The organism is Albibacillus kandeliae, from assembly GCF_003116585.1.
In the GTDB taxonomy this organism is placed as follows: Bacteria; Pseudomonadota; Alphaproteobacteria; order Rhodobacterales; family Rhodobacteraceae; genus Albibacillus; species Albibacillus kandeliae.
The window spans coordinates 319,284-345,843 of the sequence record NZ_QEHM01000003.1 but is presented as its reverse complement, the minus strand read 5'-3'; the positions used below and the strand labels follow the sequence as shown (position 1 = coordinate 345,843).

The 26,560-nt window shown below is 66.3% G+C and carries 24 protein-coding genes; 10 read left to right on the top strand and 14 right to left on the bottom strand.

The window, feature by feature from the left end:
- Positions 1-3 precede the first annotated feature (3 nt).
- From DDT93_RS07535 to DDT93_RS07515, 5 genes are all read right to left on the bottom strand, one after another.
- Entirely contained in the window at positions 4-372 is a 369-nt protein-coding gene (locus tag DDT93_RS07535) for a response regulator transcription factor (RefSeq protein ID WP_109465196.1), read from the bottom strand.
- A gap of 88 nt (positions 373-460) precedes the next feature.
- The gene (locus DDT93_RS07530) at positions 461-1,087 is read right to left on the bottom strand and encodes a response regulator transcription factor (protein WP_109465195.1); all 627 of its coding nucleotides are present in this window, start codon (positions 1,085-1,087) and stop codon (positions 461-463) included.
- Positions 1,088-1,252: 165 nt separating this feature from the next.
- On the bottom strand, positions 1,253-2,473 hold the full coding sequence (locus DDT93_RS07525; RefSeq protein WP_109465194.1) for a multidrug effflux MFS transporter: 1,221 nt from the start codon (positions 2,471-2,473) through the stop codon (positions 1,253-1,255).
- A gap of 211 nt (positions 2,474-2,684) precedes the next feature.
- Positions 2,685-3,257, bottom strand: coding sequence for a DedA family protein (locus tag DDT93_RS07520; RefSeq protein ID WP_109465193.1), 573 nt, complete (start codon positions 3,255-3,257; stop codon positions 2,685-2,687).
- A 115-nt stretch (positions 3,258-3,372) separates the two neighbouring features.
- The gene (locus DDT93_RS07515; protein ID WP_109465192.1) at positions 3,373-4,392 is read right to left on the bottom strand and encodes a YeiH family protein; all 1,020 of its coding nucleotides are present in this window, start codon (positions 4,390-4,392) and stop codon (positions 3,373-3,375) included.
- 102 nt (positions 4,393-4,494) lie between these two features.
- Between DDT93_RS07515 and DDT93_RS07510 the strand changes: the two genes are divergently transcribed.
- Positions 4,495-5,382 (top strand): LysR family transcriptional regulator, encoded by an 888-nt coding sequence (locus DDT93_RS07510; RefSeq protein WP_109465776.1) that lies wholly within the window; start codon positions 4,495-4,497, stop codon positions 5,380-5,382.
- Between the two features lie 3 nt (positions 5,383-5,385).
- Here DDT93_RS07510 and DDT93_RS07505 read toward each other — a convergent pair whose 3' ends face one another.
- From DDT93_RS07505 to DDT93_RS07495, 3 genes are all read right to left on the bottom strand, one after another.
- On the bottom strand, positions 5,386-6,204 hold the full coding sequence (locus DDT93_RS07505) for a sulfotransferase family protein (RefSeq protein WP_109465191.1): 819 nt from the start codon (positions 6,202-6,204) through the stop codon (positions 5,386-5,388).
- Positions 6,205-6,353: 149 nt separating this feature from the next.
- A complete protein-coding gene (locus tag DDT93_RS07500) occupies positions 6,354-7,331 on the bottom strand; it encodes an alcohol dehydrogenase catalytic domain-containing protein (protein ID WP_232825392.1) in 978 nt (325 codons plus the stop codon).
- Between the two features lie 139 nt (positions 7,332-7,470).
- On the bottom strand, positions 7,471-7,878 hold the full coding sequence (locus DDT93_RS07495) for a PaaI family thioesterase (protein WP_109465189.1): 408 nt from the start codon (positions 7,876-7,878) through the stop codon (positions 7,471-7,473).
- Between the two features lie 143 nt (positions 7,879-8,021).
- Between DDT93_RS07495 and DDT93_RS07490 the strand changes: the two genes are divergently transcribed.
- Complete coding sequence (locus DDT93_RS07490; RefSeq protein ID WP_109465188.1) at positions 8,022-9,599, top strand: DUF5928 domain-containing protein; 1,578 nt, start codon at positions 8,022-8,024, stop codon at positions 9,597-9,599.
- A 7-nt stretch (positions 9,600-9,606) separates the two neighbouring features.
- On the opposite strand, the gene DDT93_RS07485 is transcribed toward DDT93_RS07490, so the two are convergent.
- Positions 9,607-10,326: a phosphatase PAP2 family protein gene (locus DDT93_RS07485; RefSeq protein ID WP_109465187.1), complete on the bottom strand. Its 720-nt coding sequence runs from the start codon at positions 10,324-10,326 to the stop codon at positions 9,607-9,609.
- 209 nt (positions 10,327-10,535) lie between these two features.
- On the opposite strand from DDT93_RS07485, the gene DDT93_RS07480 reads away from it, so the two are divergent.
- The 6 genes from DDT93_RS07480 to DDT93_RS07455 all read left to right on the top strand — a co-directional run bounded on the left by DDT93_RS07480 (position 10,536) and on the right by DDT93_RS07455 (position 17,678).
- Positions 10,536-11,483, top strand: a complete 948-nt coding sequence (locus DDT93_RS07480) for an ABC transporter permease (protein WP_109465186.1) — start codon at positions 10,536-10,538, stop codon at positions 11,481-11,483.
- On the top strand, positions 11,480-12,295 hold the full coding sequence (locus DDT93_RS07475; protein WP_109465185.1) for an ABC transporter permease: 816 nt from the start codon (positions 11,480-11,482) through the stop codon (positions 12,293-12,295). The genes DDT93_RS07480 and DDT93_RS07475 overlap by 4 nt, the downstream gene beginning before the upstream one ends.
- A complete protein-coding gene (locus tag DDT93_RS07470) occupies positions 12,292-13,905 on the top strand; it encodes an ABC transporter ATP-binding protein (RefSeq protein WP_109465184.1) in 1,614 nt (537 codons plus the stop codon). Before DDT93_RS07475 ends, DDT93_RS07470 begins: the two co-directional genes overlap by 4 nt.
- A complete protein-coding gene (locus DDT93_RS07465; RefSeq protein ID WP_109465183.1) occupies positions 13,898-15,361 on the top strand; it encodes an aldehyde dehydrogenase family protein in 1,464 nt (487 codons plus the stop codon). Before DDT93_RS07470 ends, DDT93_RS07465 begins: the two co-directional genes overlap by 8 nt.
- A 6-nt stretch (positions 15,362-15,367) precedes the next feature.
- Positions 15,368-16,273, top strand: a complete 906-nt coding sequence (locus DDT93_RS07460; RefSeq protein ID WP_109465182.1) for a DMT family transporter — start codon at positions 15,368-15,370, stop codon at positions 16,271-16,273.
- 79 nt (positions 16,274-16,352) lie between these two features.
- The gene (locus DDT93_RS07455) at positions 16,353-17,678 is read left to right on the top strand and encodes a sensor histidine kinase (protein WP_109465181.1); all 1,326 of its coding nucleotides are present in this window, start codon (positions 16,353-16,355) and stop codon (positions 17,676-17,678) included.
- Here the strand turns inward: DDT93_RS07455 and pncB are convergent.
- The 3 genes from pncB to DDT93_RS07440 form a co-directional block, all read right to left on the bottom strand.
- On the bottom strand, positions 17,675-18,964 hold the full coding sequence (gene pncB, locus DDT93_RS07450; RefSeq protein WP_109465180.1) for a nicotinate phosphoribosyltransferase: 1,290 nt from the start codon (positions 18,962-18,964) through the stop codon (positions 17,675-17,677). The two genes, DDT93_RS07455 and pncB, sit on opposite strands and share 4 nt — an antisense overlap.
- 91 nt (positions 18,965-19,055) lie before the next feature.
- Positions 19,056-19,655, bottom strand: a complete 600-nt coding sequence (gene pncA, locus DDT93_RS07445) for a bifunctional nicotinamidase/pyrazinamidase (protein WP_109465179.1) — start codon at positions 19,653-19,655, stop codon at positions 19,056-19,058.
- An 87-nt stretch (positions 19,656-19,742) separates the two neighbouring features.
- Positions 19,743-21,167 (bottom strand): alanine/glycine:cation symporter family protein, encoded by a 1,425-nt coding sequence (locus DDT93_RS07440; RefSeq protein WP_109465178.1) that lies wholly within the window; start codon positions 21,165-21,167, stop codon positions 19,743-19,745.
- Between the two features lie 220 nt (positions 21,168-21,387).
- Here DDT93_RS07440 and trhO point away from each other — a divergent pair, with 220 nt between their 5' ends.
- A complete protein-coding gene (gene trhO / locus DDT93_RS07435; protein WP_109465177.1) occupies positions 21,388-22,296 on the top strand; it encodes an oxygen-dependent tRNA uridine(34) hydroxylase TrhO in 909 nt (302 codons plus the stop codon).
- 45 nt (positions 22,297-22,341) lie between these two features.
- On the opposite strand, the gene DDT93_RS07430 is transcribed toward trhO, so the two are convergent.
- Both DDT93_RS07430 and serB read right to left on the bottom strand, forming a co-directional pair.
- On the bottom strand, positions 22,342-23,964 hold the full coding sequence (locus DDT93_RS07430) for an FMN-binding glutamate synthase family protein (RefSeq protein ID WP_109465176.1): 1,623 nt from the start codon (positions 23,962-23,964) through the stop codon (positions 22,342-22,344).
- 143 nt (positions 23,965-24,107) lie between these two features.
- Positions 24,108-24,980: a phosphoserine phosphatase SerB gene (gene serB, locus DDT93_RS07425; RefSeq protein WP_109465175.1), complete on the bottom strand. Its 873-nt coding sequence runs from the start codon at positions 24,978-24,980 to the stop codon at positions 24,108-24,110.
- A 257-nt stretch (positions 24,981-25,237) separates the two neighbouring features.
- Between serB and DDT93_RS07420 the strand changes: the two genes are divergently transcribed.
- Positions 25,238-26,392, top strand: coding sequence for a phosphoserine transaminase (locus tag DDT93_RS07420; protein WP_109465174.1), 1,155 nt, complete (start codon positions 25,238-25,240; stop codon positions 26,390-26,392).
- Positions 26,393-26,560: the final 168 nt, after the last annotated feature.

Here is a 26,560-nt window from a genome sequence, read left to right as displayed (position 1 = left end):
AGCTCACTCCCCGAGGACCCGGCCGACACAGTCGATCAGTTCCTGCGAGTCGAAAGGCTTGCGCATGAAGCATGCCGCCCCGATGGCCTCGGCCTCCGGGCGGAAGCGGTCCTCGGTCCGTCCGGTGATCAGCACCACGGGCGTGGTGATGCCCGACGCCACCAGCTGGCGCTTGAGCTCGATGCCGGTGATGCCCGGCATCTGGATGTCTGAGATGATGCAGTCGACCCTGTCCGCGAGACCGGAGGCCAGGAACGCCTCGGCCGAGTCGAACCCGGTGGCGGCGTGGCCCAGAGACCGGACAAGGCTCAGCAGGGCGACCCGGAATGAGCTGTCGTCGTCGACGATGGCGAATTGAGACTGTGCGAGCACCCCGGGACCTTCTGAAAGCGTACAATTGGCTGTGTTCCTTCCAAGACGAATGCCACAACACGGCCCGCGGGGTAATCATACACTGGTGTTATCGGGACGCCTCCGCTCCCAGCCCGAGGGCGTCGGCCATTCTCACCAGCTCGGGCAGGGTGCGCGCGCCCATCTTCTTCATCGCCGCGCCCCGGTGGATCTTGACGGTCACCTCGCTCAGGCCCAGTTCGCCCGCCACCTGCTTGTTCAGCAGACCACGGGTGACCAGCGCCATCACCTCGCGCTCACGCGGGGAAAGGGTTTCAAAGCGGGTGCCGATGCCCGAGACCTCTTCTTCCCGCGCGCGACGGGCCCGGTCCCTCTCGAGCGCGGCGGCGACCGCGTCCAGCATGTCCTGATCGCGGAACGGCTTGGTGAGAAAGTCGACGGCGCCCGCCTTCATGCCGCGTACCGTCATCGGGATATCGCCATGCCCGGTCATCAGCACCACGGGCAGGTGAATCCCGCGCTCCTCCAGCTGCCCCTGCAGGTCGAGCCCACTGACGCCGGGCAGACGGATGTCCAGAAGCAGGCAGCCTTCGACATCCGGCCGCTCGGCCGCGAGGAAGGTGGCGACGGAGTCGTGCAGGCTGGTCGACAGCCCGACCGAGCGCAGCAGGCTCGACAGGGCGAGGCGCATGGAATCGTCGTCGTCTAGGATGTGGACGAGGGGCGAGGAATGCATGGTGGGAACCGCTGGGGGCGATCTGGAAAAACGAAGGTCTGAAACGGGTCTGAACGGGAACGGGTTACGATTCGGCCCGAATTCTACGGCGGTTGAGGCAAATGGATAGAATGAAAGTCATCTTTGCGATGGGGGGCGGCGGAAACTGGCGCCGCCCCGCAGGGTTCAGGCGGCTTCGGCGGCGAGTGACCGCGAGCTGCGCGTGGTGAGCAGGGCGGCGACGGCCAGCAGGGCGGCGACGACCATGACCAGCGCCATCGGCAGGGCGCTGTCCTTGCCCGCCAGACCCACGAGGGGCGAGGCGATGGCGCCAAGGCAGAACTGCAGCGCGCCCAGCACCGCCGAGGCGGTCCCGGCGCTGCGCGGCACCTGCGAGATCGCCAGCGCGCTGGCGTTGCCGAGGATCAGGCCGAGCGAGGCGACCGTGACGAAGAGCGCGGGCAGGGTGAGCACGGCTCCGGCCCCGGCGAGCACGCAGAGCAGTGTGCAGAGCGCCCCGATGGTGTTCGCCACGATCCCGATGGACGTCAGCCGCGCCGGGCTGACGCGGCTGACCAGCTTGGCCGACACCGCGCTGGCAAGGACGATCCCAATGGCGTTCAGGCCGAAGGCCAGCGAGTAGGCCAGCGGTGACAGGCCCAGAACGGTCTGCATCACGAAGGGCGAGGCCGAGATATAGGCAAACATCACCATGAAGGCGAAGCCGACGGTCAGCGTGTAGCCCAGATAGAGCCGATTGCCGCAGACTGTCTTCATCCCCTGCCGCAGCCCTGCCATCCCGCCTTCGCTGCGGTTTTCGGGCGGGAGGGATTCGTCCAGCTGGCGCAGGGTGCCGAGAAAGGCGAGGACGGAGAGGCTGGCGACCACAACGAAGACGGCGCGCCACCCGGCCAGCGACACGATGCCGGTGCCGATGATCGGAGCCAGCACCGGGGCCAGCCCGCCGATCAGCATCATCACCTGGAACAGCCGGGCCGAGGCGGTGGCGTCCGACGTGCGGTCAGAGATGATCGCGCGGGCGAGCACCACCCCGGCGCCCCCGCCGAGGCCCTGCAGGAACCGCAGGGCGATCAGCGAGTCGACGCCCGGCGCCACGGCGCAGAGATAGCCCGAGACGATGGCGAGCCCGGTGCCGAGCAGGAGCGGGCGGCGGCGGCCGAAACGGTCGGAGAGGGGACCGATCAGCAACTGGCCGAGGGCGAGGCCGATCAGGAAGCTGGTCAGGGTCAGCTGGATGGCCGAGGCCGAGGTGGCGAGATCGCCCGCCATCAGCGGAAAGCCGGGGAGGTACATATCCGTCGCGAGGGGCGCGACAGCAGAGAGCAGGGCGAGCACGAAGATCGCGGGCGTGCCCAGCCCGCGCGTGTTGGGAGTGGAGTGGCGCATGAAATGCTCCGGGGGACTTGCAATGAGAGTGACCGCCGGCGCGGGGGAGGCTGCCGGGGCGGGTGAAACAGGGTGAACCGTAATACGGTACAGTGCACTGCAAATAGATAAGCGCAACGAGTTGCCTTGTCAACTTTGCCATGCCCGTGCCCCTCCGAGGGTCATGAAACGGTATTGCATCTTGGGGAATGGGGACCGCCGCGCGGCCCGTTCAGTCGTTGCGCAGACGCCAGCGGAAGTTGCGCCAGACGACGTAGGCGCACAGGAACAGCGTCAGGCCGATGCCGATGAAGACGATATGCTCGGTCCGGTGTGCACCGCCAAACAACCAGACCAGCGCCTGGCCCACGACATGCCCGACCGAGGTGAACACCACCGACCAGCAGAGCGCGGCACCCGCCGCGATCAGCGCATACTCACCGGTCCCGATGCGCGTCTGCGCAAGTGTCAGGGGCCCGGCGATACGCAGGCCGGGCACGAAACGGGTGATTGCGGCGATCCGCCGTGGCGCGCGGTCGACCAGACCCAGCAGGCGGCCCATCCGGCGGTGTTCGCGCAGTTTGCGGACCAGAGCGTTCTCGCGCATGCGCCGTCCGAGCAGGAAGTAGAACATGTCCGAGCAGAAGGCCCCGGCGGCCACGACCGCGATCACCTGCCAGAGGATCAGCAGGTGTCGGTGGGCAAGGACGCCCCCGGTGACGGCAAGCGTTTCGCCTTCGAGAAAGCAGCCGGCGAAGAGGGCGAAGAGGCCGTAATGCGCGACCAGCGCGTCGATGTCATGCATCGCGCGCGCCGGGATTGGGTCGCATCGGGTCCGCGGGTCGGGTCATGGGGCCTGCTGTTGCCGGATCGGGCTGTCTGATGGATAGCCCGATCCGGGGCCCGGCACCAGCCGCCGCTCAGAGCGCGGAGATCATCAAGGCAGTGATCGTGGACATGAAGACCGCCGCCAGCGCGCCGAGGAGCAGGGGACGCCCCCCCTTGAGGCGCAGGCGCCGGACGTGGGTTTCCAGCCCCATCGCGCCAAGCGCCATCGTAAGCATGAAGGCCGAGGCCAGTTGGAACCCGGAGACCAGCGCGTCGGGCAGGGGCACGACCGAGTTCACCGCGACCGCCGCGACAAAGCCCAGCACGAACCAGGGCACCGGCGCCTTGGCGGTGGTTTCACCGCCGTTGCCCCGCCGCGACAGCAGGCCGAGGCCAAGGATCAGCGGGGCGAGCATGGCGACGCGGCTCAGCTTGGCGACCGTCGCGGCCTCGCCCGAGACATCGCCGTTGGCGAACCCGGCGCCGACCGCCTGCGCAACCTCGTGGATGCTGGCCCCGGCCCAGAGGCCATAGGTCTGGGCATCGAAGCCGAGCGCCGAGGCGAGGAAGGGGTAGGAGATCATGGCGATGGAGCCGAATATGGTCACGCAGGCGATGGAATAGGCCACGTCCTCGTCCGATCCGCGCGTGACGGTGTTTGTCGCCAGAACGGCCGAGGCCCCGCAGACCGACGTGCCTGCCGCGATCAGCTCGGCAAGGCTCCGGTCCACGCCCAGCAGGCGACCCGCCGCCTTGGTGAAGAGGAAGGTCGCCAGCAGGCCCGCCGCCACCACGGCAAGGCCGGTCAGCCCGACCTCGGCCAGCTGGTCAAAGGTGACACGAAAGCCCAGCAGCACGATACCGGTCCGCAGCACGGGGCGCAGCGCCAGCGCGAGACCCGGCTGGAACATCGCGGGCACCTCAACCGAGTTGCGCGCGGTGATGCCGATGACCAGCGCCACGACCATCGGGCTCAGCAGGACCGACCCGACCAGCCCCGCGACGAGGAAGCCGACCAGCGCGAGGCCCGCCGCGAGGACGAGGCCGGGAAGCGGCTGGAGCAGCGGGTGAGGGGCGGAGGGCGCGAGAGAGCGGTCAGCGTGGTCGGTCATCGGGGTGGTCCTTAACGAGTTAGCTTGGAGATACGCCGTCGCCTTTCATCAATCCAAACGAATGTTCTTGTTTGAATGTTCGATTCAGTCGATCATTCCGGAATGACGCTCGATCAGATCCGTATTTTCCTCTGCGTGGCAGAGCACAGCCACGTCACCCATGCGGCGCGCGAGCTGAACCTCACGCAGTCGGCGGTCTCGGCCGCCATCGCCGCGCTGGAGCGGCAGCACGATGTGAGGCTCTTCGATCGGGTCGGGCGCGGGATCGTCCTGACCGACGAGGGCGCGGGGTTTCTCGACACGGCGCGGGCGCTCATGGCGCAGGCCGACACCGCGCGGCTGGTGCTGGAGGACCTCGCCGGAACGCCACAGGGCCATCTGCGCATCTTCGCGAGCCAGACGGTCGCCGCCTACTGGCTGCCCTCGCGCCTGATGACCCTGAACCGCGATTTTCCCCGCGTGCGGATCTCGCTGACCATCGGCAACACCTCGGGGGCGGCGCAGGCCGTGGGCGAGGGGTCTGCCGACATCGGCTTCGTCGAGGGCGACCTGCCGCCATCGGACCTCAGGCGGCTGGTGGTGGCGCAGGATGAGCTGGTGCTGGTCATGGCCCGCGATCATCCGATGGCGCGCAAGCCGCAGTACACCGCCGGGGACTATCGCGCGCTGAACTGGCTGATGCGCGAGCCGGGGTCCGGCACGCGAACGGTATCGGAGGCGCACCTGTCCGACATGGGCCTGACCCCGGACGACCTGAACGTGGTGCTGGAGTTTCCCTCGAACGAGGCGATCATCGCGGGGCTGCAGACCGGGCAGTGCGCGGCCATGCTCTCGCGCCGGGCGCTGGGCGCCGCGCGGGCGCAGGGGCTGGCGATCCGCCGGGTGACATGGGCGCAGCGCCCGCTGCGGCCCTTCGCGGTGCTGACCCACCCCGACCGGCACCGCACCCGCGCGCTGGAGGCGCTGATGGAGATCGTGCGGCCCCGCTAGGGTCTATTTCCCGAGCTTGGCGTGCACTTCGTCGAGGTCGATCTCGCCCACCGGCATCTTGTTGGCGGGATTCTCGAAGTCGTAGCGGAAGAGGTCGAAGTCGCGCTTGTAGATCTCGTAGACGAGGTGCATCGACAGGTCGTCGAAGTAGTCCTCGACCGGGTGCGCGCGCTTGGGGCCGTGGCCCTCGCTCTCGTTGAACCGGGGAATGGCGGCAAGGTCGACCGGCACGGGCGTTTCGATCGCGTCCAGCACCTGCTGCATCCCGGCGTTGAAATCCTCGGTCCAGATGATCCGGTCGTAGCGCCCGCCATTGGCGATGAAGGTCGAGACATGGCCCGACATCGCCGACCAGTGAATGTCGGGGTCCATCGGGCGGCGCCAGCGGATGGTGTCGCGCGCGAAGAGCAGGAAGCGGCGGAAGCTGGCGATCTGGTCGAACTCGCCCTTGCCGTCATCGCCGCCGACCTCGACGCCATAGTTGTAGACCAGCGTCGGGACGAGGTTGCCGCGATAGCGTTTGCCGTTGCGCTGGATGCCGCAGATCTTGTCGAAGAAGGATGACAGGATGCGGGTGTAGGGATTGCGCACGCAGGTGAAGGCATAGCTCTTGTGGCCCGAGACGTTGGCCTCGATCAGCGGCTGGCTCTCGTCCTGCGACCACTTGTGCAGGCCGGCAGTTGAATCGTGGATGTCACCGTCGAAGAACCGCGCGTGGTCCGAGTAGTACATGATCTGACCGATGGTCGAGCAGGCGCATTTCGGCACGACGCGGTAGACCACGCTCTCGCTCTCGGTCATCCAAGTCCCGGGGAAACCCATCCGCTCTGCCTTCGGTTCTGTTCTCGTTGCCGCGTTATATCAACGCGGGATTCGCCAAACAAACGGAGTTTTGGCGGCTCAATTGTGACCTTTTCCCTTGGGGGGTGTCTGCAAGCGGTGTTGGTGGGGAGGGCGGGAGCTGTCGTTGCTCAGCTGAGACTAGACAGATCGAGTATGGGTTTCTGACCACCAGGTTTCTCGATCCCCGCGAGGGCCTGCCGCCACTCCTGGGCCGGGAAGACCCTGGGAGTCGAAGGCGGGGTCTCTGCGAGCAGCGGCCAAATATGGGAGAATGCGGTTTGCATGCCCTTGCCAGCCAAGACCGAGAAATGATCACGCATGTGAAACCGGTGGTATCTCGCCCTGATCCCGGCTCCGATCATCACTGGTTTGCCCGTCAGAAGGCCGTAGGCAACAAAATCGGTCTCCCCTCGCATCAGTTCCAGAACACTTCTCGCGACGTCGCCGCCGAGGGCGTCAAAGACAATGTCGGCCAAGGCGGAGGCATTCGAAACAGCACTAAGATCGTATGTCGAGATTGGCTCGATACCCATCTGGTGCAACCGGTCTTTTCGACACGCCGAGCGATAGATTCCCAGCACGCGCTTGGCTCCTTGGCGGATCGCCCAGCGTCCCAAGTGTTCGGCACAGCTCGATCCCGCTCCGCTGAGTAGCACCACCTTGTCACGGACGGGCCAGAGCTGAAGCATCGTGGCCGCGGCCAGAGGATTGATGTATGCCCGAGCCGCCACAAGGTCGGGAACCGAGTCTGGCACCTCCACGGCATGATGGACGGGGCAATCGACATGGGTCTGCCAGGTGCCTTCGCCACGCAGGGGCAGCACGCGACGACCGACCATGTGAGATAGGCCGTCCGGAGCTTCGATCACCTGCCCGACGCCTTCGTAACCCGCTACGCCCGGCAGCGATATCCGGTGTGCATAGGCTCCCGTGATCGGGATCAGATCGGATGGATTAACCGGCACGTGTGAAACCCTCACGCGAAATGAATCATGAGCGCGAGGCGGCAACGCACGAACCACCATTTCCAGTGACGACTGCGGCGAGCCGAAAGTTCTGTAGATGAATGAGACCCGCTTGGGCTGCTCGGCATTTGTCCAAGGCATGGTTGTTTTAGCCTGTTACATGATTTTCGAGTAAGGACACCCACCCGACCTTCGCCGCGCTCTGGCCAAACGGTCCGGCGTACAGGGCGCCATCGACCAATTCAGTTCAGGGACATTGCCTTTCCTCCCAAAGCCCGCATCAGAGTGCGGCAAGGTTGGCGCTGGAGCTGGCCTTGAGGCAGAGCCGGTCCCCGGCGTCGAACAGTTCGGCCTCGATGAAGCCGATGCGCTGGCCCAGCCGGATGACGCGCGCCCGCACCAGCACCGGGCCGGGCAGGACGGGGTGCAGGAAGTGGCTGTGGATGTCGATGCTCTGGCACATCCGGGTGCCGCCGGAGGCCGCCAACACCGCCGGACCCATGGTGTCGTCGACCATCGCGGTGAGAATGCCGCCCTGGATCACGCCGCCGGGGTTGCAGAACATCGGTTTGCCGTCAAAGCGCACAGAGATCTCCTGCCGCTCCGGGTCCCAACCCGCGAACTCCCAGCCCAGAAGTTCGGCCACCGGCGGCGGGTCCATGCGGGCAAACAGCTGTTCGATATCCATGCGACTCCCTCCGTCCGGTTACGCGGCCTTGCGGGCGCTGCTCCCGCTCCCGGCAAAAACCGAACAAATACAGTTTCTTCAATCCGGCTTCACCAGTATCAAGGAGGCTGACCCGACCATCAACAGGCGCTGTCCCCCGGCTCATGGCGAAAATCGCGTATATCCTGCTGTGCCACAAGGACCCCGAGGCCATTGTCCAGCAGGCGCGCCGCCTGACGGCGGCAGGGGACTGCATGGCCATTCATTTCGACGCGCGGGCGCCGGCGGAGGCCTACCGCCGGATCCGCGATGAACTGGCAGGCAATCCCGACGTCACCTTCGCGCGCCGCCGCATCCGCTGCGGCTGGGGGGAATGGTCACTGGTTCAGGCCACGCTCTACGCGCTGGAAGCGGCGATCGAAGCCTTTCCGGGCGCGACCCACTTCTACATGCTGTCGGGCGATTGCATGGCGATCAAGACCGCCGAGTATGCCCATGCCTTCCTCGACGCGCGGGATGCCGATTTCATCGAAAGCCACGACTTCTTCGAGAGCGACTGGATCAAGACCGGGATGAAGGAAGACCGGCTGATCTATCGCCACTACTTCAACGAGCGAAAGCACAAGCGGCTGTTCTATGCGACCCACGAGGTGCAGCGCAGGCTGGGCCTGACCCGGGCGATCCCGGCGGATCTCCAGGTGCAGATCGGCAGCCAGTGGTGGTGCCTGCGCCGACGCACGGTGGAATGGATCCTCGACTTGCTGCGCAGGCGGCGCGATATCGTGCGGTTCTTCCGCACCACATGGATCCCGGACGAGACCTTCTTTCAGACCCTCGTGCGTCACCTCGTGCCGGAGGCGGAGATCGAGAACCGGACGCTGACCTTCCTGATGTTTTCGGACTACGGGATGCCGATCACCTTCTACAACGATCACTACGACCTTCTACTGGCGCAGGACTTCCTGTTCGCCCGCAAGATCAGCCCCGAGGCGACCGAACTGAAGACCCGGCTGGGACAGCTCTACGCCGCGACCGGCATCGCCTTCCAGATCTCGAACGAGGGGCGCAACCTGTTCCGCTTTCTCACCGGGCAGGGCCGGATCGGGCGGAGGTTTGGCGTCCGCTTCTGGGAGGCCGAGAGCTCGCTGGGCCACGAGCGCGAGTTGATGATCGTCGTCTGCAAGAAGTGGCACGTGGCCAAGCGGCTGCTGGGCCTTCTGAAGCAGGTGGTGAACGTGCCCGCCATCGAATACCTCTTCAACGAGGAGCACACCCCGTTGCCCGACCTCGGCGGCATCCAGGCGACGCTGGAGAAACGCACGCGGCATCGCCGGTCGCTGATGCGGATGCTGTTCGAATACCACGACAGCGACCGCCTGATCGTCTGTCTCGACCCCTCCAACATCGACCTGTTGCAGGACTTCTGTTCGGACCGGGCGCTGACCCGTATCCTGGATATCGAGTGCAACTTTTCCGACGACTATCTCGTTGGCCATGCCCGGCGGATCGGGCTGGCGGGGGAACAGACCGGCGCCGCCGCGCTCGACCGACTGCTGCCGACCATCCGCAACGACCTCGCCTACGAGGCCGACCGCCTGCGCGACGCGGGGTTCGCCAACTATGCCCGCATCCGCGAAACGGACCACCCCGAGGACAACGCGCAGAGAATCGCGGCCTTCCTCGGTCTCTCCGTCGACGCCGCGCGGGGCATTGCCGCGACGCCGGGCCTTTTCGCGGACTGACGGCCGGTCAGGAGTCGACCGACTTCTCGGGCTCGATCTGGCCGTGTTCGCCCATGCGCCGGGCCAGCAGCCAGACCCCGAGCGCCCAGGCCGCGCCCAGCGACCAGCCGCCCAGCACGTCCGAGGGCCAGTGCACGCCGAGGTAGACCCGGCTCAGCCCGACCAGCATGGTCAGGATCGCCGCCACCACGATGTAGAAGACGCGGATGCGGATGCGCCGTTCCGTCCGCGCCAGCATCACGGCCAGTGTCAGGTAGGTGACCGCCGACATCATCGAATGCCCCGAGGGGAAGGAGGCCGAGGATACCTCGACGATATGCGGCACCAGTTCGGGGCGGGGCCGGGCAAAGCTGAACTTCATCAGGTGCGAGAGCACCTGGCCGCCGACGATGGCGATGGCGAGGAACAGGGCCGAGGCGCGTTGTCCCCGAAGGATAAGGAAGGCGAGCACGGCGAGGGTCAGCAGGGTCAGCACCGTGATCCCGCCAAGTGCCGTGAGGTCGCGCATGGCCACCTCCACCTGTGGCCCGCCGATCGGGTTTGACAGGTCCCCTGCAGTCCGGAGGGACAGCAGGATCCGCTCGTCGAACTCGTGCAGGTCCCCTTCCAGCATCTCCGCCGCCAGCCCGACAAAGGCCCAGAGCGCCCCGGCGATGGCAAGGATGATCACCAGGGTGACGGCTTCGACCCGGTGGCTGAGGGAGGCGATGGCTTGTTTCAATGTCATTGGGTCACGGTTCCGATCTGTCCTCTCCTAGGTGGGGCGCGACGGGCGCCCGGCAAGATGTCATCGGCTCTCAGCGATCCGGCGGCGGGGAAGGGCGCTCAATCCGCGAGCGGGAAATCATTCGCTCACGAACAATTATCCATCCAAAATCATGGAAGCTGTCCGGACCCTATGGACGGTGGGCGCAAGCGGGCATAAACCATCCCGAAATGGTACGATATTCACTCAAACGCCTCCTGTCGCTGATCCTCAGCCTGGCCATCGCCAGCGTCGTCATCTTTTGCGTCATCGAGGTTGCGCCGGGAGACCCGGCCTCGTTCATGCTGGGCATCAACGCCCAGCCCGATACCGTGGCGGCGCTGCGCGCCGAACTCGGTCTCGATGTGCCGAAATGGCTGCGTTACCTGCACTGGGTGGGCGGCATGCTTCAGGGCGACTTCGGCACCTCCTACACCTATCATACTCCGGTCTCGGGGATGATCGCGGACCGTCTGTGGGTCTCGCTTCCGCTGGCGCTCTACGCTCTGGCCTTCTCCACGCTCATCGCCTTTCCCGCTGGCATCTACGCCGCGGCGCGCCGGGGCAAGGCGGGCGACATGGCGGTCATGGGCGCCACCCAGCTGGGCGTTGCCATCCCGAACTTCTGGTTCGCGATGGTCATGGTGCTGATCTTCGCCATCAACCTGCGCTGGTTCAGCGCCGGGGGCTTCGCGGGCTGGGACAAGGGGTTCTTCGCGGCGATGAAGTCGCTGACGCTGCCCGCGATCTCGCTCGGCCTGCCGCAGGCGGCGATCCTCGCACGGGTGATGCGCTCGGCCCTGCTCGACATCCTCGGCGAGGATTTCATGCGGACCGCGCGCGCCAAGGGCCTGACCCGGCGACAGGCGCTGTGGCGGCACGGGTTGCGCAACGCGATGATCCCGGTGCTGACGATCATCGGCCTGCAGTTCGCCTTCCTCATGGCGGGCGCGATCATCATCGAGAACGTGTTCTACCTGCCGGGGCTTGGCCGCATGGTGTTCCAGGCGATCAGCTCGCGCGACCTGATCGTGGTGGAATCGGTGGTCATGCTGCTGGTCTTCGCCGTGATCCTGGTGAACTTCCTTGTCGATCTCGCCTATGCGGCGGTCGACCCGCGCCTGAGGTCACGCACATGAACCGCAACCTGCTCATTGGCGCCGTCCTGTCCTCCATCGTCGTGCTGGCGGCGCTGGTGTCCTTCGTCTGGACCCCGTTCGACTACACGGCGATGAACATCCCCGACAAGCTGCAGAGCCCCAACGCGGTGCACTGGTTCGGGACCGACCACTTCGGCCGCGACATCTTCTCGATGATCATGGTCGGCGCGCGCACCTCGATTGCGGTCGCGCTGGTCGCCGTCGGCATCGGCATGGCGCTGGGTATCCCGCTGGGCCTTGCCGCCGCCGCCCGCAAGGGCAGCTGGGTCGACGAGGTGATCATGCGGGGCAACGACCTCGTCTTCGCCTTCCCCTCGCTGGTCATCGCGATCCTGATCACCGCCGTCTTCGGCGCGGGTGCGGTGAATGCGATTATCGCCATCGGCATCTTCAACATCCCCGTGTTCGCCCGGATCACCCGGGGCGGGGCGCTGAGCCTGTGGGAACGCGAGTTCATCATGGCCGCACGTGTGGCGGGCAAGTCCGCCTCGCGCATCTCGTTCGAGCACATCCTGCCCAACGTGATGAACCTGCTGATCGTGCAGGGCACCATCCAGTTCTCGCTGGGCATCCTTGCCGAGGCCGGGCTGTCCTACATCGGACTCGGGGCGCAACCGCCTACACCCAGCTGGGGCCGCATGCTGGCCGATGCGCAGACAATGGTCTCGCTCGCGCCGCATCTGGCGCTGGTGCCCGGCATCGCCATCGTGCTGACCGTCCTTGGGCTGAACCTCATGGGCGACGGGCTGCGCGATCATCTCGACCCAAGGCTGAGGGTGGCGCGCACATGACCCTTCTGAGCATCCAGAACCTCTCGCTCTCCATCCACAAGACCGAGATCCTGAAGGACGTGTCGCTGACCGTCGAATCCGGCGAGATCGTCGCGGTGACCGGCGAAAGCGGCTCGGGCAAGTCGATGACCGCGATGACCGTGATGCAACTGCTGCCCGAACTGGCGCAGACGCGCGGCTCGGTCGTGCTGGACGGGACCGACCTGCTGAAGCTGTCCGAGTCCGAGATGTGCCGGGTCCGCGGCCAGTCCGTCGGCATGGTGTTCCAGGAGCCGATGACGGCGCTGAACCCGGTCAAGACCATCGGCGACCAGGTGGCCGAGACCATCCTGATCCACGACGCGATGCCCAAGGACAAGGCCTATGCCCGCGCCCGAGAGGTGCTCGACCGGGTTGGCCTGCCCGCCGAACGCTTTCCGCTGACGCGCTTCCCGCACGAGCTGTCGGGCGGCCAGCGCCAGCGGGTCGTGATCGCGATGGCCATCGCCCTGCGCCCCAAGCTGCTGATCGCGGACGAGCCGACCACCGCGCTCGACGTGACCACGCAGGCCCAGATCCTCGACCTGCTCAAGGAACTGGTGGCCGAGTTCGGCATGGGCCTGCTGATGATCACCCACGACCTCGCCGTCGTGGCCGACATGGCCGACCGCATCACCGTCATGCGCTATGGCGAAGTGGTGGAGACGGGGCCGACGCGTCAGCTGCTGGCCAACATGCAGCATCCCTATACCCGCGCGCTGTTCGAAGCCTCGGGTCACCTGGTGGACCTGCCGCCTGCGCCTGCGCCCAAGCCGCTGCTGGAAGTGCGCGACGTGGTGCGGGACTACCGGCTGCCCCGGACCAAGCTTTTCGCGCCGCCGGGCCACTTCCGCGCGGTGAAGGGCGTCAGCTTTACCCTGAACCGGGGCGAGCGGCTCGGGCTTGTCGGCGAATCCGGTTGTGGCAAGTCGACCCTGACGCGCGCCCTGCTGGGCCTCGAGCCGATCCAGGGCGGGGAGATCCTGCTCGACGGGCAGCCGGTGCTGTCCGAGGGCAAGCCCAACCTCGCGGTGCGCCGCAAGATGCAGGTGGTGTTCCAGGATCCTTTCGGCAGCTTCAACCCGCGTCACCGGGTCGACCGGCTGATCACCGAACCCTTCCACCTGCTCGACAATCCGCCCACCGGCGCGGAGCGCGAGAAGGCCATCGGCGAGGCGCTGACCGCTGTCGGCCTGAAGCCGTCGGATGCCAAGAAGTACATCCACGAATTCTCGGGCGGCCAGCGCCAGCGCATCGCCATCGCCCGCGCCCTGATCATCCGGCCCGAACTGATCCTGTTCGACGAGGCGGTCAGCGCGCTGGACGTCTCGGTGCGCGCACAGATCCTCGACCTGCTGGCCGAGCTCTGCCGCGCCTACAACCTGACCTACCTGTTCATCTCGCACGACCTCTCGGTCGTCCGGACGGTCACGGATCGCGTACTCGTGATGAAATCCGGCGAGATCGTCGAGCAGGGCGAGACCGAACAGGTCTTTTCCAACCCGCAACATCCCTATACCCAGACGCTCATTGCGGCGGCTCCGCAGCTGCCCGATCTGGATGAGTTGAAGAGGAGCCTCACCGATGCCTGACACCCTGCGCAACCCGCTCTGGTTCGATCCCGCCACCTGCCTGATCGGCGGCGAATGGACGGCTCCGGCCTCCGGTGCCACCCTCGACCTCGTGAACCCCTCCGACGGATCGGTGATCTGCCAGATCGCCCGCGGAGGAGCCGAGGACATCGACGCCGCCGTCAAGGCCGCCCAGGCCGCCCGCGAGGGCGAATGGGGCGCGATGACCGCGCTGGAACGGGGCCGTATCCTCTCCAAGATCGGCCAGAAGGTCCTCGAGAAGACCGAGGAACTGGCCGCGCTGGAAGCGATGGACGTCGGCAAGCCGCTGACCCAGGCCCGTGCGGACGTGATCGCGCTGGCCCGCTACTGCGAATTCTACAGCGGTGCCGCCGACAAGATCCACGGCGAGACCATTCCGTTCATGGATGGCTACACCGTCTACACCCTGCGCGAGCCGCACGGGGTGACCGGCCACATCGTGCCGTGGAACTACCCGATGCAGATCATCGGTCGTTCGGTCGGCGCCGCGCTGACCATGGGCAACGCCTGTGTGCTGAAACCGGCGGAAGAGGCCTGCCTCACTGCGCTGGCCTTTGCCCATATCGCGCTGGAAGCCGGTCTGCCCGCAGGTGCGCTGAACGTGGTTCCGGGCCTTGGGGCCGAGGCAGGTGCGGCACTGTCCTCGCACCCGGGTATCCACCACATCAGCTTTACCGGCTCGGTTGCCACTGGCGCCCTGATCCAGGGCGCTGCGGCCAAGAACGTGATTCCGGTGACGCTGGAACTGGGCGGCAAGTCGCCCCAGTTGGTGTTCGACGATGCCGACCTCGACGCGGCCCTGCCGTTCCTTGTGAACGCGGGCGTGCAGAACGCGGGCCAGACCTGCTCGGCCTCCTCGCGCATTCTGGTTCAGCGTGGCGTCTATGACGAGGTCGTCAAGCGGATGGCCGAGGCCTATTCCAAGCTGACGGTCGGCCCCGCCGCCGAGGACCTGCGCCTCGGGCCGCTGATTTCGGCCCGCCAGAAAGAGCTCGTCTCGGGCTTTATCGAGAAGGGCAGCGACCTGACGCTGGCGGCCGAGGGTGTCATCGTCGACGGCACGCCCACGACCGGCGCCTATGTCAAGCCGACCCTCTTCGCCGACGTGCCGGCGGATCACGAACTGGCGCAGAAGGAGATCTTCGGCCCGGTGCAGGTGATCATTCCCTTCGACACCGAGGCAGAAGCGCTGGCCATCGCCAACGGCACCGAGTTCGGCCTTGTCGCCAGTGTCTGGAGCCGCGACGGCGCGCGCCAGATGCGTCTGGCCAAGAAGCTGCACGCGGGCCAGGTATTCCTGAACAACTACGGGGCCGCCGGTGGCGCCGAGCTGCCGTTCGGCGGTGTCGGCAAGTCCGGGCATGGCCGCGAGAAGGGGTTCGAGGCCCTCTACGGGTTCTCCCAGCTCAAGACGGTCGCCGCCTTTCATGGCTGACCGACAATGAGCAGTCGCCCCGGGGATCGCGCGGCGCTGGCGATCACGATCTTTCTCGTTTCGCTGGTGCTGTTCGATTTCATGGGGCTGCTCATCAAGGAGCTGTCCGACAGGTACGCGGCGGCCGAACTCTCGGCCTACCGCAACCTGTTCGGGCTGATCCCCTCGACGCTCTTCCTGCTGTTCTCGCGCGCGTGGCACGCGACCGGGCGCAAGATGTATATCCGGCAGTGGCGGCTGGCGATCGTGCGGGGCCTGATGGTGACGCTGGCCCAACTGCTCTACTACTTTTCGCTGGGCGCGCTGGCCTTTGCCACCGCCACCACGATTTCCTACTCTAACGCCATTTTCATGACAGCGCTCGCCGTGCCCCTGCTGGGGGAAAAGGTCGGCTGGGTGCGCTGGTCGGCGGTGCTGCTCGGCTTCTTCGGCGTCGTGCTGATCGTCGGGCCGGCCAGCATCGACTTTGGCTGGGCCGCCCTTACCCCGCTGGGGGCCGCGCTGCTCTATGCCCTGAACGGCATCACCGCGCGGATGATGGACGACGAGGTGCCCAGCCCCCTGCTCAACCTCTATTCGGCGGGCGTCGCCGTGGTGGGCTCGGTCCTGCTGGTGCTGCTGCTGGGCGGGTTCTCTCCGATCAAGGCGCCCATCGACCTGCTCTACATTGCCGGGATGGGCGCGTTCGGCGGCATGGCGGTGCTCTGCATGGTGGTCTCCTACCGGATGACCGAGCAGAGCAACCTTGCCCCGTTTTCGTACTTCGGGATTCCGACGGCCTTCTTCTTCGGCTGGCTGTTCTTCGAAGAGGCGCCGTGGGATGCGCTGTTCCCCGGTGCGCTGCTGATTGCGCTGGGCGGTCTTCTGGTGGTCTGGCGCGAACGCCGGATGAAGGCGCGGGTCGCTCCCTGACCTTCGGCGGTTGCCAATAGTTAACCGCTTGCCGCTAGGGCTGGTGTCAGAACCCGAGTCGCAACCGAGGCCCCGGCGAATGACCCCAGAACGGCAACTGAAACGAAACCTGCGCACCATCTCGTGGACCATCGGGGTGATTTTCCTGCTGTCCGCGGCGATATTCTCGGCGATCTTCCTCTTCGCGCGGCGTGACCAGCTGCGCCTGGCCGAGGATCAGCTGGCGCGCCATACCGTGCTGCTCGATCTGCAGGGGGCCATCGGCTACGGCGGCATGGTGCACCATTTCAAGAACTGGGTGCTGCGCCCCGGCGAGACCCGTTATCGCGACGAGGCCCTCGACGCGGCGGACCGCGCGCTGGCGCTGCTCGACCGGCTGGAGGCAATGCTGGTTCAGGACGGCGACAGCCTGCCGCTGGCGGCGCAGCGGGCGGCGATCGGAAGCTACAAGACCAACATCGCCACGGTGAACGCGATGCACGCCGCGGGCGCCCGCAGCCGGGAGATCGACGATGCAGTGCGGGTCAGCGACTCGGAGGCGCTGGGCGAGCTGTCGGTGGTCCGTGATCGCATGGTGGCTCGGATGAGAGAGCAGCAGGCGGCCCTGACCGACCGGCGCAACATCGCGCTCCTGATCCCCTCGATGCTGCTGGTTATCCTGCTGTGCTGCCTGCTGCTGCTGGTGCGCCAGCGCGCGCGGCTGCGGCTGGAGCACGGCGCCGCGCGGATCGACGAAATCGAAAAGTTCACCCAGATCGCCGCGCACGACCTTCGCGCGCCTCTGCGCCAGATCCGCGCGCTGGCCGAGTTCGCCGCCGAGGAACTGGAAACCGGCGAACCAGAGGCGGAGGGGCTGATCGGCATCCATCTGGCGACCATCTCGGAACGCGCGGTCCGACTGGAAGAGCTGATCAAGGCGGTGTTCCGCTACCTGCAGGTCGATGGCGCGGCGCAGGAAGTGACCGAGGTCGACCTGCGCGCGCTGGCAGAGGAACTCGGCGACCTGCACCTGCCGCATGGCGAACTCTGCCTCGAAGGGGCCTTTCCCACCGTCCGCGCCCAGCGGGTCGAGCTGGAGATCATCCTGCGCAACCTGATCTCGAACGCGGTCAAGCATCACCCGGACCACAGCCCGAGGATCATCCTGCGGCACTGGATGGAGGGGCGAAATCACCGCTTCGAGGTCGAGGACGACGGGCCGGGCATCGCCCCGGAACATGCCGCGCGCGTGTTCGACATGTTCTGGTCGCTCAAGGCGTCCGGCGCGGCGCAGGAGGTGTCGGGCGTCGGCCTCGCCCTCGTGCGGCGCATCGTGACCGGCTGGGGGACGGAGATATCGCTCAGGGCCGCCGCGCCGCATGGCGCGGTGTTCTCCTTCACCATGCCCAGCGGCGGGAGGGGTTAGACGACGACCGCGATGCGCTTCTGTTCGCCGACGCCAAAGACGCGCTTGTAGCGTTCGATCTCCTCGGCCGGTCCCATCGCCTTTTCGGGGTTGTCCGAGAGCTTGACCGTCGGGCGCCCGTTGGCCGAAACCGCCTTGCAGACCAGCGAGAAGGGCGCCAGCCGGTCACCCTCGACCAGCCCGCGGAAGTCGTTGGTCAGCAGCGTACCCCAGCCGAAGGAGGCCTTGACCCGGCCCTGGAACTGGTTGTGCAGTTCGATGATCTTGTCGACGTCCAGCCCGTCGGAGAAGATGATCCGCTTTTCCCTCGGGTCCTCGCCGCGCGACTTCCACCACTCGATCGCGGTCTCGGCGCCCTTGGCCGGATCGCCGCTGTCGATGCGGATCCCGGTCCAGCCCGCCAGCCAGTCGGGCGCACGATCGAGGAAGCCCTTGGTGCCGTAGGTGTCGGGCAGGATGATCCGCAGGTTGCCGTCATGCTCCTCGTGCCAGTCCGAAAGCACCTCGTAGGGCGCGCGGGCCAGCTCCTCGTCGCTGTCGGCGAGGGCGGAATAGACCATCGGCAGCTCGTGCGCGTTGGTTCCGATCGCCTCGAGGTCGCGCTTCATCGCGATCAGGCAGTTGGAGGTGCCGTTGAACTTGGACCCCAGCCCCTCGATCATCGCCTGCACGCACCAGTCCTGCCAGAGATAGGAATGCCGCCGCCGGGTCCCGAAATCGGAGATGCCGAGCCCCTCCAGCTTGCGCAGCCGCTCGATCTTTTCCCAGAGCCGCGTCATCGCCCGGGCATAGAGCACCTTGAGTTCGAAGCGGCCCATGTCGTTCAGCACCGCGCGCGACCGCAGTTCCATCAGCACGGCCAGCGCGGGAATTTCCCACATCATGACCTCGTGCCACTTGCCCTCGAAGGTCAGCTCGTACTGGTCGCCCTTGCGTTCGAGGAAGTAGGGAGGCAGGCGCAGCCCTTCGAACCACTCCATGAAGTCGGGGCGGAACATCTGCCGCTTGCCATAGAAGGTGTTCCCGCGCAGCCATGTGCTCTCGCCCCGGCTCAGCGACAGCGACCGGATATGATCCAGCTGTTCGCGCAGTTCGCCCTCGTCGATCAGCTTGGCCAGCGGCACGTCCTTGGACCGGTTGATCAGCGAGAAGGTGACCTGGGTGTCCGGCTTGTTGCGGAACACCGACTGGCACATCAGCAGCTTGTAGAAATCGGTGTCGATCAGCGACCGCACGATCGGATCGATCTTCCATTTGTGATTGTAGACGCGGGTTGCGATATCCAACGGGCAAGCCTCGGTTTCGTAGGGTCACCGCCTGTTACGTTACATCGGCGGGCCGGGCCAAGCAAAAAGGGTTCTCTCGGGGCGGCGGGACTCAGCCGCCCGTCAATGTCACACCGGCGGCCTTCATGCCGTCAAGTGCGGCGGCCATCGAGCCGTCGAGGTCGATCCCGCGGCAGGCGGCAAGGTCGACGGTGACCTTGAAGCCGAGCCGCGCGGCGTCGACGGCAGAGAAGTTCACGCAGAAATCGGTGGCGAGGCCGACCAGAGTGAGCGTGTCGATCCCCCGGGTGCGCAGGTAGCCCTCAAGCCCGGTCGGCGTGGTGTGGTCGTTCTCGAAGAAGGCCGAGTAGCTGTCGATCGCGGAGTTGAAGCCCTTGCGGATGATCAGGTCCGCGTCGACCCGCAGACCGGCGTGAAACGCGGCGCCACCGGTGCCTTGAATACAGTGATCGGGCCACAGCACCTGCGGGCCGTAGGGCATCTCGATCATCTCGTAGGGGCCCTTGCCCGGGTGCGAGCTGGCAAAGGAGGAATGCCCCGCCGGGTGCCAGTCCTGCGTCAGGATCACCGCGTCGAAACCGTCCATCATCGCGTTGATCGGCTGGACGATCTCGTCGCCTCCGGCCACGGCCAGCGCCCCGCCGGGGCAAAAGTCGTTCTGGACGTCGATCACGACGAGGGCATTGGCCATCGGTCTCTCCTGCATGGTTTTGCAAGAGTTGTCAGAGCGATGCCGGGTCGTCAATGGCGCGGCCCGCGTGGGGCCGCGCCGTTCCCGTCACTTGGCGTCGGGCCAGGCGGTGGGGTCGGTGTCGAGGTCCGGGAACTTCTTCGGATCGAACACCGGCTTCTGTACCCCCGCGGCCAGCTGTCCCCGGTAGTCGTTGATCAGCCGCACCGCGACGGGGAACAGCATGGCGAGCGCCAGCAGGTTCACCACCGCGAGGATGCCCATCAGCGGATCGGAGAAGGAGAAGACCGCCGTCGCCCCCGGCGCCACCGCGCCCAGCAGGACGATGCCGATGATCGCGATCCGCAGCACGTGCAGCGCCGTCGGGCTCTCGGTCATGAAGGTCAGTGCGTTCTCGCCCAGGAAGTAGTTGTACATGATCGAGCTGAAGGCGAAGAGGAAGATCGCGCCGGTCAGGAAGTACTGCGACCATGCCCCCACGTGGCTGACAAGGCTTTGCTGGGTCAGTGCGACACCGTCCACGCCCTCGGCACCCGGCTGGTAGACATCGCCCAGCAGGATGATGAAGGCGGTGCACGAGCAGATCAGGATGGTGTCGATGAAGACCGAGAAGCTCTGGGTGATGCCCTGGCTCACCGGGTGCTTGACGTAGGCGGTCGCGGCGACGTTCGGGGCCGAGCCCAGACCAGCCTCGTTCGAGAACAACCCGCGCCGGAGGCCCTGCGCGATGGCCGCGCCCATGCCGCCTGCCACCGCCTCGCGGAAGCCGAGGGCGTTGGCGACGATGTCCCAGATCACGCCGGGCAGGCTGGTCAGGTTCATGACGATGACGATCAGGGCCATGGCGATATAGCCGAGCGCCATGATCGGGATGATCACGTCGGCCACCTTGGCGATGCGGTGGATACCGCCATAGATGATGAACCCGGTGACCACGGCCAGGAAGATGCCGGTTGCGTAGCGCGGGATCGACAGGCTGTCGAGCGCGGCACCGGCCACCGTGTTGCCCTGGAAGGCGTTGAAGCCGATGGAGAAGGAGGCGATCAGACAGACCGCGTAGACGATGGCCAGCCAGCGGTAGTGTTCGCCCAGCCCGTGGATGATCGCCCGCGCGGGTCCGCCCCGGTAGGTGCCGTCCGCGGCGGTCCGCTTGTAGAGCTGCGCCAGCGTGGCCTCGACAAGGGCCGAGCACATGCCGACGAGGGCGATGGCCCACATCCAGAACACCGCGCCGGGGCCGCCGAGCGTGATGGCCACCGCGACGCCCGCGATGTTACCGCCGCCGACCCGGCCGCCGACCGAGACCAGCAGGGCCTCGCGCGCCGAGATTTTCGTCGGATCGGCGGTTTCCTCGCCTCCGGTCAGGACCGAGAACATCCGGCCGAAAAAGCGGAACTGAACGAAACCGCTGGAGATCGTGAAGAAGACACCCAGGACCACGAGGAAGGGAACAAGCGCCCAGCCCCAGGTCAAATCGTTGATCAGGTTGAATAACGGGTCCAAGAATTGCATTTCTGTCTCCCGGACAGGTGTTCTGGAAATGCCGTCCTCGGGCCGTCCGGCGCCCGGGAGCGTGCTGCTGAGTCCTCCGTGTTACGCCCATGGTGGAAAGGCTGACTGCAAAATCAACCATTTTGCGCATGGGCATCATTGCCTAGTGGGGCGGTTGCGCAGCTCGCGTGCGCCGAAATGCCCCTTGCCCATTCCCCCGCCACGGCGGTATTTCGCGCCCATGTTTACCGTAGCTGCCCTCTATCACTTCACCCGTTTCGAGGATCCGGACGCCCTGCGCCCGGGCATTCGCGCCGTCTGCGAGGCGGGCGACGTGCGCGGTACGCTGCTGCTGGCGCGCGAGGGCATCAACGGCACCATCGCGGGCCCCCGTGCGGGGATCGACGCGGCGCTGGCCTACCTGCGGTCGCTGCCGGGCTGTGCGGACCTCGAGTGGAAGGAGAGCACCGCCTCCTCGGCGCCCTTTGCCAAGCTCAAGGTGCGGCTGAAGAAAGAGATCGTGACGATGGGCCAGCCGGACGTGGATCCGCTGGCGCGCGTCGGGCACTACGTCGAGGCGCAGGACTGGAACGACCTGATCCGCCAGCCCGACGTCGCGGTGATCGACACACGCAACGACTACGAGGTCGCCATCGGCACCTTCGAGGGTGCGGTCGACCCCGAAACCCGGAGTTTCGGCGAGTTCCCGGCCTGGTGGGAGGCGAACAAGGAGCGCTTTCACAACAAGCGGATCGCCATGTTCTGCACTGGCGGCATCCGCTGCGAGAAATCCACCAACTACCTGCTGGGGCAGGGCGTGCCCGAGGTTTTCCACCTCAAGGGCGGCATCCTGAAGTACCTCGAGGAGGTTCCGGCCGAAGACAGCACCTGGCAGGGTGAATGCTTTGTCTTCGACAACCGGGTCAGCGTCGGCCACGGCCTGACGGAAGGCCCGCACCTGCTGTGCCACGGGTGCCGCCGCCCCATCCTGCCGGAAGACATGCAGCGCCCCGAATACGAACAGGGGGTATCCTGCCATCACTGCATCGACGAGACCTCGGACGAGGACAAGGAGCGCTTTCGCGAGCGCCAGCGCCAGATCAGGCTGGCGCGGGATCGCGGCGAGCTCCACATCCCGCTGCAGGACTGACCGCGGCGGCGCGGGGCCGAGGGACAATGCCCCCGGCCTCTGCGTTCAGGCGATCGGGATCGCCGTCGAGTCGTCGGGCAGGTCGAGCCGGGTGAAGGTGCTGGCGTCGGCCCGGACCCAGCGCATCAGGTAGCCGAACCCGCGATCCTCTCCGCGCAGCAGGAAGCCCTCGGGCAGGTAGGGGTAGACCTCCTCGCCCGTGGCCATCTCGTGATCCTTCTCGCGCATCAGCAGGTGATAGGGGCGGAAGTCGCCCGGATGGTCGAGCCCGGCGGCCCCGGTCATCTCGGCCAGCGCCTTCATGGTGTTCTTGTGAAAGCGGTAGACCCGTTCGGACTTGTCGGTCACGTTCAGCGCCCGCTGACGGATCGGGTCCTGGGTCGCCACGCCGACGGGGCAGTGGTTGGTGTGGCAGGCCTGTGCCTGGATGCAGCCGACCGAGAACATGAAACCACGGGCCGAGTTGGCCCAGTCCGCGCCGAGGGCCAGTGCCTTGGCGATGTCGAAGGCGCTGACCAGCTTGCCCGAGGCGCCGATCTTGAGCCGGTCGCGGATACCCGCGCCGCGCAGCGTGTTGTGCACGAAGGTCAGACCCTCGACCAGCGGCATCCCCATGTGGTTGGCAAACTCCAGCGGCGCCGCGCCGGTGCCGCCTTCCTTGCCGTCGACCACGATGAAATCGGGAACGATGTCGGTCTCCAGCATCGCCTTGACGATGCACATGAACTCGCGCCGGTGGCCGACGCAGAGCTTGAACCCGACGGGCTTGCCGCTGGCGTTGTCGCGCATCTTCTGGATGAACTGCATCATCTCGATGGGTGTCGAGAACTCGGGGTGCGACGCGGGCGACACACAGTCCTGCCCCATCGGGATATGGCGCGCCTCGGCGATCTCGTGGCTGATCTTCGAGGCGGGCAGTACACCGCCATGACCGGGCTTGGCACCCTGGCTCAGCTTCAGTTCGATCATTTTGACCTGCGGGTTCGCGGCCTGCTCGGCGAACTTCTCGACGTCGAAGCGCCCCTCGGGGGTGCGGCAGCCGAAGTAGCCCGAGCCGACCTCGTAGATCAGGTCGCCGCCGCCTTCCCGGTGATAGCGGCTGATGCCGCCCTCGCCGGTGTCATGGGCAAAGCCGCCCTTGGCCGCGCCCTTGTTCAGGGCAAGGATGGCGTTCGCCGACAGGGCGCCGAAGCTCATCGCCGAGATGTTGTAGATCGAGGCGTCGTAGGGCACCTTGCAGTCCGGCCCGCCGATCTGGATGCGGAAATCGTGGTCCTCGAGGTGCTTTGGCACGACCGAATGGGTGATCCACTCGTAGCCCGAGTCGTAGACCCGCTGCCGGGTGCCGAAGGGGCGCTTGTCTTCCACGCCCTTGGCGCGCTGGTAGATCAGCGAGCGCTTGTCTCGCGAAAAGGGTTCCTCGTCCTGATCGCTCTCGATCAGGTACTGGCGGATCTCCGGGCGGATGCCCTCGAAGATGAACCGCATGTGGCCGAGGATCGGATAGTTGCGCAGGATCGAATGGCGCGACTGCAGCATGTCATAGACGCCGACTCCCCCGAGCCATCCGAACAGCAGGGCGGGCAACAGCAGCCACGGCTCCCAATAGGCATAGCTCAGGCAAAGGACGGTCAGGACGATCGATCCGACGAGGGGGGTGAATCTCATGCTGGTCTCCCACTGGCTCCCACCGCATCCGGGCAGCCTCCGGGCCCGGTCGAGTCACCGGCACCCTAGAGGCAGCATTGGCGAAAGGCAAAACCCCGCAGTGCTAATTTTTCATGAAGGCTGCAGGGCGTGGCCCGCCGGACTCAGGCAAAGTCGGAGCGGGCGTATCCCTGAAGGTAGAGCAGCGCGGTCAGGTCGCCATGATTGACGCGGATATCGCATTCGGCGGCCACGACGGGCTTGGCGTGCAGCGCAACGCCGGTGCCGGCCCGGTGCAGCATCCCGAGGTCGTTGGCCCCGTCGCCCACGGCGATCACGTCCGCCTCGGCGATGCCCAGCCGCGCGGTGATCTGCTCCAGCGCGTCAACCTTGGCCTGCTTGCCAAGGATCGGGCGACCGACGTCGCCGGTCAGGGCGCCGTTCTCGGCCAGCAGCGTGTTGGCGCGGTTCTCGTCAAAGCCGAGGTGCGCCGCGACCTTGCCGGTGAAGGCGGTGAACCCGCCCGAGACCAGCGCGGCATAGCCGCCATTGGCCTTCATCGTAGCCACCAGTTCGCGCCCGCCGGGCATGAAGGTGATCCGGTTGGTCAGCACGTCGGTGATCACGCTCTCGGGCAGGCCCCTGAGCAGGCCGACGCGCTCGGTCAGCGCGCCCTCGAAATCCAGTTCGCCGTTCATGGCGCGCGCGGTGATCTCCTTGACCCGCTCGCCGACACCGGCCTCGTCGGCCAGTTCGTCGATGCATTCCTGCTGGATCATGGTGCTGTCCATGTCGGCCAGCAGCATCTTCTTTCTGCGGCCCTCGACCGCCTGCACCGCAAGGTCGACCCCCTGCTTCTGCATCTCCGCCCAGACGTCCCAGAGGTTGTCCGGCATCGCGGGCAGGGTGAATTCCGCCGCCTCCTCCGCCGCGAGCCAGGTGGCCTCGCCGCCGCCCCACGCATTGCGCAGCGAGCGCACCAGCGCGGAGTCGAGTGAAGGCTGGGCGGGAGAGGTGAGCAGGGTGGCGACGTACATGGCGGTCCTCGGTCAGGCAGGGTCGCCCGCGCATAAACCACTTCGGCAGATGCTTGGCCAGAGATCTCCGCGAGATCTGGCCGCGCCACCACCGAGATTTCCGATAGGAGACAGCCGGACGGGTTTTGGCGGGCCGTGCGACGCTTCGTGATCGGAAAGCGACATTTCTCCCGTTGCGTGACTCCCGAATCGCACTTATACGCGGCGGCGGGACACCCCTCCCCAACGAGGGGCGCTTATCTGGAAGGTTAAGTCACATGGCTGACAAACACCCGGCAACGCGGCCGGCCAATCCGCGTTTCTCCTCTGGCCCCTGTGCCAAGATCCCCCATTTCGAACTGAACATGCTTGCCGACGCGCCGCTGGGCCGTTCGCACCGTGCTGCTGTCGGCAAGGACAAGCTGAAGGCCGCGATCGAAGAGACGCGCGAGATCCTCGGCGTTCCGGCGGACTACCGCATCGGCATCGTACCCGCATCCGACACCGGCGCGGTCGAGATGGCCATGTGGTCCATGCTCGGCGCCCGCAAGGCCACCATGCTGGCCTGGGAGAGCTTTGGCTCCGGCTGGGTCACCGACGTGGTGAAGCAGCTCAAGATCGACGCCGAAGTGAAAGAAGCCGGTTACGGCGAGATCGTAGATTTCGCGACCGTCGATTTCGACACCGACGTCGTCTTTACCTGGAACGGCACTACCTCGGGCGTCCGCGTCCCGAACGGTGACGCGATCCCAGCGGACCGCGCCGGCCTGACCATCTGCGACGCGACCTCGGCCGCCTTCGCTCAGGACCTGCCCTGGGACAAGCTGGATGTCGTCACCTTCTCCTGGCAGAAGGTGATGGGTGGCGAAGCGGCGCACGGCATGCTGATCCTCAGCCCCCGCGCCGTCGAGCGGCTGGAAAGCTACACCCCGGCCTGGCCGATGCCCAAGATCTTCCGCATGACCAAGGGCGGCAAGCTGAACGAAGGCATCTTCAAGGGCGAGACGATCAACACCCCGTCGATGCTGGCGGTCGAGGATTACCTCGTCGCGCTGGCATGGGCCAAGAAGATCGGCGGCCTGCCCGAGCTGATGAAGCGTGCGGACACCAACGCCAAGGTCCTGTGGGACTTCTGCGACCGCAACGACTGGCTCGCCAACCTCGCCGAGGACCCGGCAACGCGCTCGAACACCAGCGTCTGCCTCAAGTTCACCGACGACCGCATCAAGGACCCGGCGGCATTTGCCAAGGCCGTGGCCAAGAAGCTCGAGACCTACAACGCGGCCTACGACATCGGCGCCTATCGCGATGCTCCGGCCGGGCTGCGCGTCTGGTGCGGTGCGACCATCGAGTCGGCGGATATCGAGAAGCTGACGCTCTGGATCAAGTGGGCCTTCGAGGCCTGCCTCGAAGAGCAGTCCGAAGCGGCGTGATCCGGTGGTGGGCGCAGCGCGCCCACCCTGCGCCGATCCGTCCCGGACCTGATCCGGGACCTCGCGCCACCAGCTGAACGATGCGGCCCCGGAGCAGGTCCGGGGCGTGTTCCTCAACCACACAAGGTCCCGGCCAGCCCGGGGCATCCCATGCAGAACCACGAGGCC

Excerpts from the sequence above, each read along its gene's own strand:
- DDT93_RS07420 (WP_109465174.1), top strand. The coding sequence starts at position 25,238 with ATGGCTGACAAACACCCGGCAACGCGGCCGGCCAATCCGCGTTTCTCC.
- DDT93_RS07430 (WP_109465176.1), bottom strand. The coding sequence starts at position 23,964 with ATGAGATTCACCCCCCTCGTCGGATCGATCGTCCTGACCGTCCTTTGC.
- DDT93_RS07440 (WP_109465178.1), bottom strand. The coding sequence starts at position 21,167 with ATGCAATTCTTGGACCCGTTATTCAACCTGATCAACGATTTGACCTGG.
- DDT93_RS07495 (WP_109465189.1), bottom strand. The coding sequence starts at position 7,878 with ATGGATATCGAACAGCTGTTTGCCCGCATGGACCCGCCGCCGGTGGCC.
- trhO (WP_109465177.1), top strand. The coding sequence starts at position 21,388 with ATGTTTACCGTAGCTGCCCTCTATCACTTCACCCGTTTCGAGGATCCG.
- DDT93_RS07515 (WP_109465192.1), bottom strand. The coding sequence starts at position 4,392 with ATGACCGACCACGCTGACCGCTCTCTCGCGCCCTCCGCCCCTCACCCG.
- DDT93_RS07500 (WP_232825392.1), bottom strand. The coding sequence starts at position 7,331 with ATGCCTTGGACAAATGCCGAGCAGCCCAAGCGGGTCTCATTCATCTAC.
- DDT93_RS07520 (WP_109465193.1), bottom strand. The coding sequence starts at position 3,257 with ATGCATGACATCGACGCGCTGGTCGCGCATTACGGCCTCTTCGCCCTC.
- DDT93_RS07525 (WP_109465194.1), bottom strand. The coding sequence starts at position 2,473 with ATGCGCCACTCCACTCCCAACACGCGCGGGCTGGGCACGCCCGCGATC.
- DDT93_RS07510 (WP_109465776.1), top strand. The coding sequence starts at position 4,495 with ATGACGCTCGATCAGATCCGTATTTTCCTCTGCGTGGCAGAGCACAGC.
- DDT93_RS07480 (WP_109465186.1), top strand. The coding sequence starts at position 10,536 with ATGGTACGATATTCACTCAAACGCCTCCTGTCGCTGATCCTCAGCCTG.
- DDT93_RS07490 (WP_109465188.1), top strand. The coding sequence starts at position 8,022 with ATGGCGAAAATCGCGTATATCCTGCTGTGCCACAAGGACCCCGAGGCC.
- DDT93_RS07465 (WP_109465183.1), top strand. The coding sequence starts at position 13,898 with ATGCCTGACACCCTGCGCAACCCGCTCTGGTTCGATCCCGCCACCTGC.
- DDT93_RS07460 (WP_109465182.1), top strand. The coding sequence starts at position 15,368 with ATGAGCAGTCGCCCCGGGGATCGCGCGGCGCTGGCGATCACGATCTTT.
- DDT93_RS07475 (WP_109465185.1), top strand. The coding sequence starts at position 11,480 with ATGAACCGCAACCTGCTCATTGGCGCCGTCCTGTCCTCCATCGTCGTG.
- DDT93_RS07455 (WP_109465181.1), top strand. The coding sequence starts at position 16,353 with ATGACCCCAGAACGGCAACTGAAACGAAACCTGCGCACCATCTCGTGG.
- DDT93_RS07505 (WP_109465191.1), bottom strand. The coding sequence starts at position 6,204 with ATGGGTTTCCCCGGGACTTGGATGACCGAGAGCGAGAGCGTGGTCTAC.
- DDT93_RS07470 (WP_109465184.1), top strand. The coding sequence starts at position 12,292 with ATGACCCTTCTGAGCATCCAGAACCTCTCGCTCTCCATCCACAAGACC.
- DDT93_RS07485 (WP_109465187.1), bottom strand. The coding sequence starts at position 10,326 with ATGACATTGAAACAAGCCATCGCCTCCCTCAGCCACCGGGTCGAAGCC.
- pncA (WP_109465179.1), bottom strand. The coding sequence starts at position 19,655 with ATGGCCAATGCCCTCGTCGTGATCGACGTCCAGAACGACTTTTGCCCC.
- DDT93_RS07530 (WP_109465195.1), bottom strand. The coding sequence starts at position 1,087 with ATGCATTCCTCGCCCCTCGTCCACATCCTAGACGACGACGATTCCATG.
- serB (WP_109465175.1), bottom strand. The coding sequence starts at position 24,980 with ATGTACGTCGCCACCCTGCTCACCTCTCCCGCCCAGCCTTCACTCGAC.